General features: G+C 56.8%; 11 protein-coding genes. All 11 read left to right on the top strand.

Going from position 1 to position 13,340, the window contains the following annotated elements; all coding sequences use genetic code 11:
• The first annotated feature begins 30 nt into the window (after positions 1-30).
• The 11 genes from leuC to trpA all read left to right on the top strand — a co-directional run bounded on the left by leuC (position 31) and on the right by trpA (position 13,335).
• Positions 31-1,449, top strand: a complete 1,419-nt coding sequence (gene leuC / locus GQF00_RS01755) for a 3-isopropylmalate dehydratase large subunit (protein ID WP_161317442.1) — start codon at positions 31-33, stop codon at positions 1,447-1,449.
• A 21-nt stretch (positions 1,450-1,470) separates the two neighbouring features.
• On the top strand, positions 1,471-2,109 hold the full coding sequence (gene leuD / locus GQF00_RS01760; protein ID WP_161317443.1) for a 3-isopropylmalate dehydratase small subunit: 639 nt from the start codon (positions 1,471-1,473) through the stop codon (positions 2,107-2,109).
• Positions 2,110-2,152: 43 nt separating this feature from the next.
• Positions 2,153-2,593, top strand: coding sequence for a hypothetical protein (locus GQF00_RS01765; protein ID WP_161317444.1), 441 nt, complete (start codon positions 2,153-2,155; stop codon positions 2,591-2,593).
• A gap of 35 nt (positions 2,594-2,628) precedes the next feature.
• The gene (gene leuB / locus GQF00_RS01770) at positions 2,629-3,705 is read left to right on the top strand and encodes a 3-isopropylmalate dehydrogenase (RefSeq protein ID WP_161317445.1); all 1,077 of its coding nucleotides are present in this window, start codon (positions 2,629-2,631) and stop codon (positions 3,703-3,705) included.
• Positions 3,706-3,776: 71 nt separating this feature from the next.
• Complete coding sequence (gene asd / locus GQF00_RS01775; RefSeq protein WP_161317446.1) at positions 3,777-4,889, top strand: aspartate-semialdehyde dehydrogenase; 1,113 nt, start codon at positions 3,777-3,779, stop codon at positions 4,887-4,889.
• Positions 4,890-5,041: 152 nt separating this feature from the next.
• On the top strand, positions 5,042-6,055 hold the full coding sequence (locus tag GQF00_RS01780; RefSeq protein WP_161317447.1) for an aspartate-semialdehyde dehydrogenase: 1,014 nt from the start codon (positions 5,042-5,044) through the stop codon (positions 6,053-6,055).
• Between the two features lie 164 nt (positions 6,056-6,219).
• Complete coding sequence (locus GQF00_RS01785) at positions 6,220-9,435, top strand: FimV/HubP family polar landmark protein (protein WP_202560318.1); 3,216 nt, start codon at positions 6,220-6,222, stop codon at positions 9,433-9,435.
• 214 nt (positions 9,436-9,649) lie between these two features.
• Positions 9,650-10,465 carry a tRNA pseudouridine(38-40) synthase TruA gene (truA, locus tag GQF00_RS01790; RefSeq protein WP_161317448.1) on the top strand — a complete coding sequence of 272 codons (816 nt, stop codon included), beginning with the start codon at positions 9,650-9,652 and terminating at the stop codon, positions 10,463-10,465.
• Between the two features lie 174 nt (positions 10,466-10,639).
• Complete coding sequence (locus GQF00_RS01795; RefSeq protein WP_161317449.1) at positions 10,640-11,314, top strand: phosphoribosylanthranilate isomerase; 675 nt, start codon at positions 10,640-10,642, stop codon at positions 11,312-11,314.
• Positions 11,307-12,518 carry a tryptophan synthase subunit beta gene (gene trpB / locus GQF00_RS01800; protein WP_161317450.1) on the top strand — a complete coding sequence of 404 codons (1,212 nt, stop codon included), beginning with the start codon at positions 11,307-11,309 and terminating at the stop codon, positions 12,516-12,518. Before GQF00_RS01795 ends, trpB begins: the two co-directional genes overlap by 8 nt.
• A gap of 13 nt (positions 12,519-12,531) precedes the next feature.
• Positions 12,532-13,335 (top strand): tryptophan synthase subunit alpha, encoded by an 804-nt coding sequence (trpA, locus tag GQF00_RS01805; RefSeq protein WP_161317451.1) that lies wholly within the window; start codon positions 12,532-12,534, stop codon positions 13,333-13,335.
• Positions 13,336-13,340: the final 5 nt, after the last annotated feature.

Raw genomic sequence — 13,340 nt, forward strand, 5'->3', positions numbered from 1 at the left:
GTGGCCGTTTTCAGGCCCAGGGAGAAAGTGATGGCCGGCAAAACGCTTTATGACAAGTTGTGGAATGCCCACCTCGTAACCGAGCGTGAGGATGGTTCCGCTCTGATTTATATCGATCGTCAGATCATTCACGAAGTGACGTCGCCCCAGGCGTTTGAAGGCCTGCGACTGGCTGGTCGCCAGCCTTGGCGTACCAGCGCCAGTGTGGCCACGATCGACCATAACGTGCCGACCACGCCATTCAAGTCCGCGTCTGAAATTCAGGACGAGACTTCCCGTATTCAGGTGCAGACGCTGCAGGACAATACCCGTGAATTCGGTATCACTGAGTTTGGAATCGGTGATGTGCGTCAGGGGATTGTGCACGTGATGGCTCCGGAACAAGGTGCTGTTGTGCCGGGGATGACCGTCGTGTGTGGCGACTCCCACACCTCCACCAATGGTGCGCTGGCTTGTCTGGCCCACGGCATTGGAACCAGTGAGGTGGAACATGTGCTGGCTACCCAGACCCTGGTTGCCAAGAAGATGAATAACATGCGTGTCAGCGTCGAAGGTGAGCTGGGCCCGGGTGTGACGGCCAAGGATGTGGTGTTGCACATCATTGGTGTGATCGGCACTGCTGGTGGCACGGGGTATGCCCTGGAATTTGCTGGCTCGGCCATTCGCAGCCTGTCCATGGAAGGCCGCATGACGGTCTGCAACATGTCCATCGAGGCAGGCGCCCGTGCCGGCATGGTGGCCGTGGACGATGTGACCATCGATTACGTCAAGGGTCGCCCGTTTGCGCCCAAGGGCGCTGATTGGGACAAGGCTGTCGAGTACTGGCGTGGTCTGGTGTCGGATGAGGATGCTGTTTTTGATGAGGATATCACCATTGATGCGGCGGATATTCGTCCGCAGGTGTCCTGGGGGACCAGCCCGGAAATGGTGATTTCAGTGGATGCCAATCTGCCGGATCCGGCTGCAGAGAGCGATGAAGTGAAGCGCTCTGGCATGCAGCGTGCCTATGAATACATGGGGCTCACGCCGGGTATGCCGGTTACTGACATCAAGGTTGATCGCGTTTTTATCGGCTCCTGCACCAATTCCCGTATTGAGGATTTGCGTGCCGCGGCTGAAGTAGCCAAAGGCCGACGCAAGGCAGATTCCGTGAAGCAGGTGCTGGTCGTGCCTGGCTCAGGGCTGGTCAAGCAGCAGGCTGAAAAGGAAGGGCTGGACAAGATCTTTGTCGAGGCGGGGTTTGAGTGGCGAGAACCGGGTTGCTCCATGTGTCTGGCCATGAATCCGGATCGTCTCGAGCCTGGCGAGCATTGCGCCTCTACGTCCAACCGTAATTTTGAAGGGCGCCAGGGTAACGGGGGCCGAACCCATCTGGTCAGCCCGGCCATGGCGGCGGCCGCGGCGGTGGCAGGACACTTTGTCGATATCCGCGAACTGCAACCGGCCTGAGGCCGCAGCGAGGTAAGCATCATGGAAAAGTTTGTACGTCTTGATGGTCTGGTTGCGCCGCTGGACCGCGCCAATGTGGACACCGACCAGATCATTCCCAAGCAGTTTCTGAAATCCATCAAACGCACCGGTTTCGGGCCGAACCTGTTTGATGAATGGCGTTATCTGGATGAAGGTTATCCTGGCCAGGACAACAGCAAGCGCCCGCTGAACGAAGGCTTTGTGTTGAATCAGTCTCGCTTTCAGGGAGCCAGCATTCTGTTGACCCGGCGCAATTTTGGTTGCGGATCAAGCCGTGAACATGCGCCCTGGGCGCTGATGGATTTTGGCTTTCGTGCCATCCTCGCGCCGAGCTTTGCGGACATCTTCTACAATAACTGCTTCAAAAATGGGCTGTTGCCCATTGTGTTGTCGGAAGATAACGTGGAAGCCCTGTTCAAGGCGGTTGAAGCCAAGGAAGGGTACCGAATCACTATTGATCTTGAGAATCAGCAGGTCATCCCGGAAACGGGCGATCCGCTGACATTCGAGATTGATGAGTTTCGAAAGCACTGTCTGCTGAATGGTTTGGACGAAGTCGGTCTTACCTTGAATGAAGCAGATACGATTCGTGCCTATGAGCAACGCCGTGCTGAACAGGAGCCCTGGATCTTCCAGTAAGGAAGGCCGGGAATATTAAAAGAAGAACACTCAAGGAGGCGTTATGTTGAGGATTTTGTCGTTGTGTTCGGTGCTGGCTCTGGCTGGCTGTGCATCCACCGGGATGTACGATGCCCCCGGTGGTGATGGTCTGGCCACACTCAGTATTGATAACCAGCTGTCTGCACCTGCAGATGATGCGACAGACTCAGGCTGGCAGATGCCAACGAGCAGTGACGCGAAAGCATCCCTGTTCAAGGTGGATGGCGAGCGTATTTCCGAACAGGCTGGTGCAGAATCTGTGCAGCTTGAGCCTGGCAAGCATTCCATCGAAGTGTTTGCAGACCAGGGTGGGATTCTCCGTTTCGGAAAATTTCGCTACAGCTTTGTGGAAAATGGCACCTATCAGGTCCGCATCACGGCTGCCGGGGGCAAAGACGATTATACCCTGGAGCTGATTGAAGCGGGTGCGCCGGATACGGTTCTGAAAACCAAGAACTTTTAAGCCCTTGGGGCAAGTAGTAGAACAGGAAGCAGTCAATGAGCAAGGTACTGGTGTTGCCCGGTGATGGTATCGGCCCTGAAATCGTGAACGAAGCGGTCAAGGTGCTGAACGTTGCCAAAGAGAAGTTTGGCCTCGAGGTAGAGCTGGATGAGGCCCTGGTGGGCGGCGCAGCGGTGGATGCGGAAGGTGATCCGCTGCCAGAGAGTACCCTTGAGAAGGCACGTGCGGCCGATGCCATTTTGTTTGGTTCCATCGGTGGGCCCAAGTGGGATGCCATTGAACGGGACAAGCGTCCCGAGCGCGGCCTTCTGCGACTGCGTTCTTCCCTGGGCCTGTTTGCCAACTTGCGTCCAGCCATCCTGTTCCCGCAGCTGGCTGATGCTTCCAGCCTCAAGCCTGAAGTGGTCTCCGGGCTGGATATCCTGATTGTTCGTGAGTTGACCGGCGGTATTTATTTCGGTCAGCCACGCGGCATCAAGGAAGAAAATGGTGAGCGGGTAGGCTTTAACACCTACGTGTATTCCGAATCGGAAATGCGCCGCATCGCCAAGGTGGCGTTCGAGTTGGCCATGAAGCGTGACAAGCGCGTGCTGTCCGTGGACAAGGCCAATGTGCTGGAAGTGACCGAGCTGTGGAAAGAAGTGGTCACTGAAGAAGCGAAAAATTACCCGGAAATCGAGTTGTCCCATATGTATGTGGACAACGCGGCCATGCAACTTGTGCGTGCGCCGAAACAGTTTGATGTGATTGTCACCGGCAACCTGTTTGGTGACATTCTCTCTGATGAAGCCGCCATGCTCACCGGCTCCATTGGAATGTTGCCCTCTGCGTCTCTGGATGAGAACCGCAAGGGTCTGTACGAGCCCTGTCATGGCTCTGCACCGGATATTGCCGGGCAGGGCATTGCCAATCCTTTGGCCACGATCATGTCGTTGGCCATGCTGATGCGTTACAGCCTGGAGCGTGGTGACGTGGCGGATGCCATTGAAGCTGCAGTGGAATCCGTGCTGGACAAGGGGTTGCGTACAGCGGATATCTACACGCAAGGCACTCGCAAAGTGGGCACCGAAGAAATGGGCAGCGCCGTCGCCGAGGCTCTGGCAGGCGCCTGAGACCGCTGGCCGGTTATACCCGTTTATTCACTGATATAGAAAGGGCAATCCTTTCAGGAGACAAGTTTCCAATGAAGAAAGTCGGTTTTGTCGGCTGGCGTGGCATGGTGGGCTCCGTACTGATGGAGCGCATGACTGCCGAAAATGATTTTGCAGATATCGAACCGGTCTTTTTCTCGACCTCTCAGGTCGGTCAGGCTGGCCCGGATGTGGGCAAGGATATCCCTGCTCTGGGCGATGCCAAGAACATCGATGAGCTGAAAGCGCTCGACGTGATCGTGACCTGTCAGGGGGGCGATTACACCAATGAAGTCTATCCGAAGCTGCGCGAAAGTGGCTGGGATGGCTACTGGATTGATGCCGCTTCCGCGCTGCGTATGGCTGAAAACAGCGTCATTGTTCTGGATCCGGTTAACCGTCAGGTGATCGATCAGGCGCTGGATAGTGGCGTAAAGGACTACGTTGGCGGCAACTGTACCGTCAGCCTGATGCTGATGGCACTGGGCGGCTTGTTCAATGAAGGGCTGGTGGAATGGGCTAGTTCCCAGACGTACCAGGCAGCCTCCGGGGCCGGTGCCCAGAACATGCGTGAGTTGATTGCGCAGATGGGCAAGATTCATGGCGATGTGGCTGACAGGCTGGCTGATCCTGCCAGTGCTATTCTGGATATTGACCGTCAGGTGGCTGCCACCATGCGCAGCAGCGATTTGCCGACGGCCAATTTCAGTCATTCACTGGCTGGCTCCCTGCTACCCTGGATCGACAAGGAAATGGAGAACGGCCAGAGCAAGGAAGAGTGGAAGGCGCAGGCTGAAACCAACAAAATTCTGGGTCGTTCTGCTGATCCCATTGCCCTGGATGGTACCTGCGTGCGTATCGGTGCAATGCGTTGTCACGCTCAAGCGCTGACGGTGAAGCTGACCAAAGACGTGCCCATGGACGAGGTGAATGACATCATTGCCCGCTCCAATGATTGGGTAAAAGTGGTGCCCAACAACAAGGAAGACACCCTGCGTGATCTCACCCCTACGGCGGTGACGGGGACCCTGGGCGTTCCAGTTGGCCGTCTTCGCAAGCTAAACATGGGCAATGAGTTTCTCAATGCCTTCACGGTGGGTGATCAGCTGCTGTGGGGTGCGGCCGAACCGCTGCGTCGCATGCTCCGTATTCTGCTGGAGCGTTAACGCCGCAGGCAGAGATTATTTTAAAGCCGCGTAACGCGGGCATGGCCTCAGGATCAGACTGGCCTTGCCCGCGTTTGTGTTTCTGTTAATGCAATAATGTGTTTATTCAGGACGGGCCCGACTTCGTCCTATCGCTCATCAAGAGGTAAGCCATGCGTACGATCAATCTGGCCGTTGTCGGTGCCACTGGGCTGGTTGGAGAGGCGATCATCAAGCTGCTCGCAGACCGAAAGGTCCCGGTAGGTGAGCTCCACGTTCTGGCTTCTGAAAACGGGGCTGGTAGTCGTATTGGCTTTGCCGGCCGTTCCCTGACCGTGGCTGACGCGGCACAGTTCGATTTTTCCCAGGTGGAAGTGGCAATTTTTGCGGCAGGGGCGCCAACCAGTCAGGCGCTGGCCCCGGTGGCCGCGGAGGCGGGGGCGCTGGTGGTGGATCTGTCGCCTGCTTACCGGTATGACGAAGCGGTGCCGTTGATTGTGGCCGACGTGAATGACGAGCTGCTGGCGCAAGCCCGGGAGACCAATATGGTGGCTTGTGCAGATGCCGGCACGGTTCAGCTGCTGCGTGTGCTCAAGCCGATCAACGATCTGGCGCCGGTTCAGGAGGTTGTCGTTACCCAGCTTCAGGCGGCATCGGCAACCGGACGTAGCGGGGTGGATCAGCTGGCCCAACAAAGTGTGCGCTTGCTGAACGGTATGACACCCAGCGAGGACGCCAAGGCACAGATTGCCTTCAATGCCCTGCCGGTGAGTGGCCAGGTGCAGGAAAACGGTTACTCCAGTGAAGAGCTGAAGCTGGTGCTGGAGTCACGCAGGGTGCTGGCTGGTCAGCCGCTATCGGTGCAGGTGACAACCGTGCGGGTGCCTGTTTTCTACGGTCACGGACAGAGCGTCTCCATTCGCGCAGTCCAGCCGCTGTCGGCGGGGCAGGTCATGACGGTCTGGGACGGTCTGGATGATCTGGTGGTTCAGGAAAATGACGACCCGCAGGCCATGTCTCCTGTAGCAATGGTGGAGGGAGATCCGCAGGTACGGGTGTCACGAATCCGTGAAGATATGGAAGGAACGGGCGCGATAAGCTATTTTAGCGTCGCTGACAATGTCCGCTGGGGAGCCGCCCTGAACGCGGTGAAGATAGTTGAGAAGTTGCTAAAAGACTATCTGTAATGGATACTTACTGACATTATGTGACGCGGTTTCTAGGTTTTGCTTCCAACCAGGGGCAGAATGAGGGAATAGTGTCATGAAACTGCTTGCCGCCTGGGGCTAGTCCGGAAGCGCCCGGAGGAAGGGGCAGAGCGCGGGAAACATAATAAATAAAGGGTTCGACCATGCTGCGAAAACTTGGGTTTGGCTTTACCGCACTGGCGATGATGACGCCGGCAATGGCGGTGGCGCTTGGGGTTGGCGAATATGAACTTGACTCCTACCTGAACCAACCTCTGGAAATGGAAGTTTCCCTGCACGAAGTGGGAGACCTGACTGCCGAGGAGATCCTGGTCAATCTGGCTCCGCAGTCAGAATTCGATGCTGCTGGGGTTGAGCGCAGTTACTTCCTGAATCGCCTGGAGTTTTCAGTCGAACTCACCGGAAAAGACTCCGCGATTTTGCATGTGACCACGGACCAGCCGGTTCGCGAGCCTTACCTGAACTTCCTGGTTGAATTCCTGTGGCCCACTGGCCGCTTGATGCGTGAATATACGGTGTTGCTGGACCCGCCCAGTTTCTCCGATAGCGCAACCACCTCGGTCCCTGCCATCACCCGAGCCCCGACCCCGGTAACCACGGCAGCGCCTGCTTCCAGTCCGGAACCTGCACCGGCTCCCGCTCCGGTAACGACTCAAGCAGCGACTGAACCTGAAGATTACGCTGCGCCTGCCGCGACCACTTCAACAGCAAGCAGTGGTGCCCGTGATACCTATACCGTCAAGGCTTCCGACACCATGTGGCGCGTGGCCCTGAATACCCGTCCTGCTGACAGTGTTTCTGTGCAGCAGATGCTGGTTGCCATTCAGGAAATGAATCCGGACGCCTTCATCGACAATAACGTCAACCTTGTTCGTGAAGGTACCGTCCTGCGCATTCCCAACGAGCAGGAGGTACGTTCTGTTTCCACTCGTAACGCGCTGGTAGAAGTGGCTGATCAGAACCGCAAGTGGCGTGACATGCTTGAAGAGCGGGGCATCAGGCCTGCCGAGCAGCAGCGCGCCCAGTTGGACGGATCCCGTGAAGTCGCTGATAGCGGTGATGACAATCAGGGACCGGCCTCCGGTCAGGTTAAGCTGGTTGCTCCTGAATCCACAGACAGCGTTGCCGACGGCGACAGCACCGGTTCCGCGGAGCAGGGTTCAGCCAACACGGCAGTGCTGGAAAACGAGCTGGCTATCCGTGACGAGAATCTTGATCGTCTGGATCGCGAGAATGCTGAACTGAAATCCCGCCTTGAGGATCTGGAATCCCAGAACCAGACCAGCGAACAGCTGCTCGAGCTGCGCAACGACCAGATCGCCCAGCTGCAGGATGAATTGCGCAAGCTGCGTGAAGCTCAGGGCGTGGAAGCGCCTGCGGATGATCCTCTGACAGCACCGGTTGAAGACGTTGCAGACGCTGATGTCATAGCTGACGGTGCCGCAGCTGGAGCGGAAGAAAATACCGAAATGGCTGGCAAGGACGCGGATTCCTCTGATCTGGCGACAGAGAATGTGCAGGCCGCCGATGAGAATGCCGATATTGAAGCGGTAGAACCGGGTGCTGAAGAAGGTATCGTTGATGGTGCTGATGCCGGCATCGAGGAAGTGGCAGAAAGTGGTGAAGGGCAGGCTGGAGATAACGAGTCTGAAGCCTCAGCTACTGTTGCCCAGGCGCCGGAAGTGGTGAAGCCCGAGCCCGCACCAGCCCAGCCGGCAACCCAGGCCCAGGCTGGCATCGTCGAGCTGCTCATGGAAAACCTGCTCTACATCGCCCTGGGCGCGTTGGCCATTCTCCTGCTGATTTTCCTGGTTCTGCGTCGAAAGAAAGACGATGACGATTCTGTCGATGAGACCGCACTGTTTAATGAATTTGAAGATGAAAATCAGGATGATTTCGGTCTTCATCTGGATGAAGACATGGGCGCAGCCGCTGCCGATCAGACCGATGGCGGTGATGACGAAGCGCATGCCCCGCAGGACAGCAACCTTGACCCAATGGAAGATGTGGAAGTCTATGTTGCCTATGGCCGTTATCCTCAAGCGGTGGATTTCTTGCGCAACGAGATCAACAAGCACCCGGAACGCGACGACCTGAAGGTGCGTTTGCTGGAGCTGCTTAAGGAAACCAATGATGATGCCGGTTTCAATCAGCAGGTAACTGCATTTGCGGGTGTATCCGCCACAGTCGATCAGGCAATTGAACGCCTCGGCGGTGATGCGGCTGTCGCCGCCGGTTCCGATGACGATGAGTTGTCCCTGGATGACCTGGAAATGGGGCTGTCTTCTGATATTGATGAGACCAGCATCCCGACCATGGAGGCTGATGAGCCTGAGCCTGAGCCTGAGCCTGAGCCTGAGCCCGCTGGCCGCGGTAATGTGGCTGACGAGCTGGACGATTTCGATTTCGAACTGGATGGTGCTGATGAACTCAGTGGCGATGAGACCCTGATCCTCGATGAGGACAGTGATGACAGCAGCGAAGCGAATGCTCTGGATCTGGATGGGGAATCCTCTACCGCCGACGATGAGATGTCTGCTGCAGATCGTCAGTCGCTGGGTGCTTCGTCAGTAGTCAATCTTGATGATGTGAGCAGTGCCACCCTGGAAGACGGTGATGCCAGCTATGGTGATCTGGACTTGAGCGACATGAGTTCCGAGTTTACCGAGATTGGTGAAGATTCTGCGGCGTCATCTTCCGACGATGATCTGGATCTGTCTCTGGATGACCTGGACCTGGATGGCGATAGCGCTAGTGTCGAAACAGAGGCTTCTGCCAGCGAAGATGACACCCTGAGTGATCTGGATTTTGAGCTGGACGAGGCCGAGAAATCTCTTGATTCCACCTCAGAAGAAGATTCTCTGGAAGACATCACCGCGTTCGGTCTTGATGCGGAAGAGGGCGCCAAGGCAGATACGGCATCCGATGATGCCTCTCTGGAAGACCTGGTGTCTGATGAGAATCTGGATCTGGATTCTGACTTCGATAGTGAATCTGTCAGCACAGATACCGCAGACGGCGATGATGACACTCTGGATCTGGACTCGTTGATGGAAGAGGGCAGCGAGCCTGATTCCGATGCGAACCTGGACCTTGAGAAGCCGTCTGACTCGGCACCGGCTCCAAAGGAAGAGTTCGCAGCATCAGCTTCGACGGCTGAGGATGATCTGCTTGCGGATGAAGATGATTTTGATTTCCTGGGAGAGACCGACGAGAACGCCACCAAACTCGATCTGGCCAAGGCTTACATCGATATGGGTGATTCCGAAGGCGCCAAGGACATCCTCAACGAAGTGATTTCCGAGGGGAGTGATGAGCAGCAAGCTGAAGCTCGTGAGCTGATGGGCCAGGTTGGATAAAACAATCTGCTCTGACCCAAAAGGGGCGGCATCTTCGGATGCCGCCCCTTTTTTTGGTTCATCGCTATCGTGTCGTAAGGCGTTGTTCTGTCTTCCTGCAGCTCATTAATCCCCGTTACACTTTCGTTTTTGGTTTGGCAAGGCTACATTGCGCGGCTAAATGACAGTGTCATGGCCGCAGAACAGGGCGGCGGGCCGCGTTGACGAGGTGTAAATGGCAAGAATTGCGCTGGGAGTCGAGTACGATGGCACGGATTTTCGTGGCTGGCAGACTCAGCAGGATGGGGTGCGCACTGTGCAGGAGTGTCTGGAGAAGGCGCTTTCAAAAGTGGCCAATCACCCTGTTGCGGTAGTCTGTGCGGGACGAACTGATGCAGGTGTGCATGGCACCGGCCAGGTCGTTCATTTTGATTCTGATGCACCGAGAGCAATGAAAAGCTGGATCATGGGCGGCAATACCAATCTGCCCTACGACATTACCATTCGCTGGGCGACACCTGTCAGCGATGAGTTTCATGCCCGCTTTTCCGCCATCAGCCGTCGTTACCGGTATGTGATCTATAATCATTCCCGACCGCCCGCGCTTTACCGGAATCAAGTGACCTGGAATCACCGTCCGTTGAATATTGAGGCCATGCGCTCTGCTGCTTCCCTGCTGGAAGGCAGTCATGACTTCACCTCCTACCGCAGTGTTCATTGTCAGGCTAAGTCGCCAGAGAAGACGTTGCACAGCCTGAAGCTGTACGAACACGGCAAGGTCATCGTCATTGAGGCTCACGCTAACGCCTTCTTGATGCACATGGTGCGTAATATGGCAGGTGTACTGATGAGTGTGGGCGCCGGCAAGCATCCGCCGCAATGGGCTGCTGAGGTACTTGAGGCAAAGGATCGACGGGTCGCTGCGGCCACGGCACATCCCTACGGCCTTTATCTTGTCGAAATCGAATATCCTGAGGCGTTTTCGCTGCCGAAAGAACCGCTGGGTCCGCTTTGGCTCCCTGACCGTATGGGCGGGGCTTTTGCACCATAAGCCACCCGTTAGGGGCCTGGATTTGCTATAATATGGCGCGGCTTGCGGATGAGCATTGCTGCTGGATACCTCCCTGGATCGGACCTCATTGCCGTTCTGTTGCGTAACAGCAGTAGTCAGTGTCATTTGCAGTGTCGTTTGGAAAGCATTATTTCGTCAGTTGCAGAGGCAAGGATGAATCGTCAGCAAACCCTGATGACCTCACCACGGGTCAAGATATGCGGTATTACCCGGGTTGAGGATGCTCTGGCAGCGGCTCGCGCGGGCGCTGACGCCATTGGTCTGGTGTTTTATTCACGCAGCCCTCGCTTTGTTAGCCGCAAAGTGGCAGCCGAAATCTGCGCGAGTCTGCCCCCATTCGTGACCACAGTGGGGTTGTTCGTCAACACTGACCGTGCAGCGCTTGCTGAGATTCTGAATTCGGTGCCGCTGGATTTGCTGCAGTTCCATGGCGATGAGAGCCCCGAGCAGTGTGAAGGCCATGGCCGGCCCTGGATCAAGGCTGTTCGCATGAAAAGTGATGTGGACCTGCATCACTGCGCCAGGCAGTATCATCGCGCTGCGGGGTTGCTGGTAGACAGCTATGTGCCAGGCGTGCCTGGTGGTACTGGAGAGACTTTTAACTGGGACCGGTTGCCCAATGACCTGTCCCTGCCGTTGGTGCTGGCCGGAGGCCTGCATCCTGGCAATGTGGCTGAAGCCGTGACACAGGTTCGGCCCTGGGCGGTGGATGTGAGTGGCGGTGTTGAGCTGGACACAGTTCAGGGTCGCCAGGGAGGGGTCAAGGACGCCTCCAAAATCCGCGCCTTTATCAATAGTGTCAAAAAACGAGGAGTAGCTGGTGTCTGAACGCCCTGATTTTTCTGCTTTTCCTGACGCACGTGGCCACTTTGGTCCTTACGGTGGCTGTTTTGTGTCCGAGACCCTGATGGGGGCCCTGGACGAACTGAAGGCCATGTATGAGCGTCTCAAGGATGATCCGCAGTTCCGTGCGGATTTCGACTATGATCTGGCCCATTATGTGGGTCGGCCGTCTCCGCTCTATCTGGCGGAGCGATGGTCCAGGCAGCTCGGCGGTGCCAACATCTGGCTCAAACGTGAAGATCTTAACCACACTGGTGCCCACAAGGTGAATAACACCATTGGCCAGGCGTTGCTGGCCAAGCACATGGGCAAGCCCCGTGTGATTGCGGAAACCGGGGCCGGTCAGCACGGGGTTGCCACCGCTACCGTGGCCGCTCGCCTTGGTCTCAAGTGCCAGGTGTACATGGGTGCAGAGGATGTGGAGCGCCAGAAGCTCAATGTGTACCGCATGAAATTGCTGGGTGCCGAGGTGATCCCGGTGACATCCGGTTCCAGGACACTCAAGGACGCCATGAACGAAGCCATGCGCGACTGGGTGACGAGTGTGGACGATACTTTCTACATTATTGGTACCGTGGCCGGCCCGCACCCTTATCCGCAGCTGGTTCGTGATTTCCAGTGCATTATCGGCCGCGAAGCCCGCGAGCAAAGTCTCAAGCAAGCCGGGCAGCTGCCAGACGCGCTGGTGGCCTGTGTGGGTGGGGGCTCAAACGCCATCGGTCTGTTCCATCCGTTCCTGAACGATGAGTCCGTGGCCATGTATGGCGTGGAAGCAGCGGGGGATGGCATTGAGACCGGCCGTCATGCGGCCCCCCTATCCGCCGGTCGTCCTGGCGTGCTGCACGGCAACCGTACCTATCTGATGGAAGATGATAACGGCCAGATCATTGAGACCCATTCTGTATCCGCAGGCCTGGATTACCCGGGTGTAGGCCCGGAACACGCATGGCTGAAGGATGTTGGCCGGGTTCAGTATGTGGCGGCCAACGACAATGAATCTCTGGCGGCTTTCCGTGAACTGACCCAGGTGGAAGGTATCATGCCGGCACTTGAGTCTTCTCATGCACTGGCTTATGCCCGCAAGCTGGCCCAGACCATGAGCCCGGAGCAGAACATTGTGGTGAACCTGTCCGGTCGTGGGGACAAGGATATTCTGACCGTCGCCGCTATTGACGGTATCGAGTTTTAAGGAGTTATCGTTAATGCGTCGTATCGAACGTTGTTTTGAGCGTCTGGCTGGTCAGAATCGCAAGGCCCTGATTCCTTTCGTCACCGCAGGAGATCCTCAGAAAGAGGTTACCGTGCCCTTGATGCATGCCATGGTGGAAGCCGGGGCAGACATCATTGAACTGGGCGTGCCCTTTTCTGATCCCATGGCCGATGGCCCGGTGATTCAGTTAGCCTGTGAGCGCTCTTTGGCCCATGGCACGTCCACCCTTGATGTGCTGGCCATGGTGAAGTCCTTCCGGGAATCCAACAGCGATACCCCGGTAGTGCTGATGGGCTACCTCAACCCGGTTGAAGTCATGGGTTACGAGGCCTTTGCCAGGGCTGCTGCTGAGGCGGGGGTTGATGGTGTCCTGCTGGTGGATCTGCCGCCGGAAGAGGCCCTGGAAGTGAAGCCAATCATGGATGAGCATGCGCTTGACCTGATTTTCCTGGTGGCGCCAACCACCTCTGATGCCCGTATCAAGCTGATTGGCGAGGCGGGTTCCGGCTATCTGTACTACGTGTCGCTCAAGGGTGTAACCGGCTCGGCATCCCTGAATGTTGAGGAAGTGGCGGGGCGCGTTGAAACAATTCGCAATCTTGCCAAATTGCCCATTGGCGTTGGCTTTGGTATCAAAGACGCTGAATCTGCACAGGCGGTCAGTCGGGTGGCAGATGGCGTCGTGGTTGGGAGCGCCCTGGTGAATCAGGTCGACAAGCACCAGAACGAACCGGCAGCCATCAATCAGGCCATCAGCGACATTCTGTCCGCCATGCGCACCGCCATGGACACGTAAGGACC

The organism is Alcanivorax sp. DP30, from assembly GCF_009882945.1.
Classification (GTDB): domain Bacteria; phylum Pseudomonadota; class Gammaproteobacteria; order Pseudomonadales; family Alcanivoracaceae; genus Alcanivorax.

What these genes read in the sequence shown, in the direction of transcription:
- leuC (WP_161317442.1), top strand. Translation starts at nt 31, where the DNA reads ATGGCCGGCAAAACGCTTTATGACAAGTTGTGGAATGCCCACCTCGTA.
- leuD (WP_161317443.1), top strand. Translation starts at nt 1,471, where the DNA reads ATGGAAAAGTTTGTACGTCTTGATGGTCTGGTTGCGCCGCTGGACCGC.
- GQF00_RS01765 (WP_161317444.1), top strand. Translation starts at nt 2,153, where the DNA reads ATGTTGAGGATTTTGTCGTTGTGTTCGGTGCTGGCTCTGGCTGGCTGT.
- leuB (WP_161317445.1), top strand. Translation starts at nt 2,629, where the DNA reads ATGAGCAAGGTACTGGTGTTGCCCGGTGATGGTATCGGCCCTGAAATC.
- asd (WP_161317446.1), top strand. Translation starts at nt 3,777, where the DNA reads ATGAAGAAAGTCGGTTTTGTCGGCTGGCGTGGCATGGTGGGCTCCGTA.
- GQF00_RS01780 (WP_161317447.1), top strand. Translation starts at nt 5,042, where the DNA reads ATGCGTACGATCAATCTGGCCGTTGTCGGTGCCACTGGGCTGGTTGGA.
- GQF00_RS01785 (WP_202560318.1), top strand. Translation starts at nt 6,220, where the DNA reads ATGCTGCGAAAACTTGGGTTTGGCTTTACCGCACTGGCGATGATGACG.
- truA (WP_161317448.1), top strand. Translation starts at nt 9,650, where the DNA reads ATGGCAAGAATTGCGCTGGGAGTCGAGTACGATGGCACGGATTTTCGT.
- GQF00_RS01795 (WP_161317449.1), top strand. Translation starts at nt 10,640, where the DNA reads ATGAATCGTCAGCAAACCCTGATGACCTCACCACGGGTCAAGATATGC.
- trpA (WP_161317451.1), top strand. Translation starts at nt 12,532, where the DNA reads ATGCGTCGTATCGAACGTTGTTTTGAGCGTCTGGCTGGTCAGAATCGC.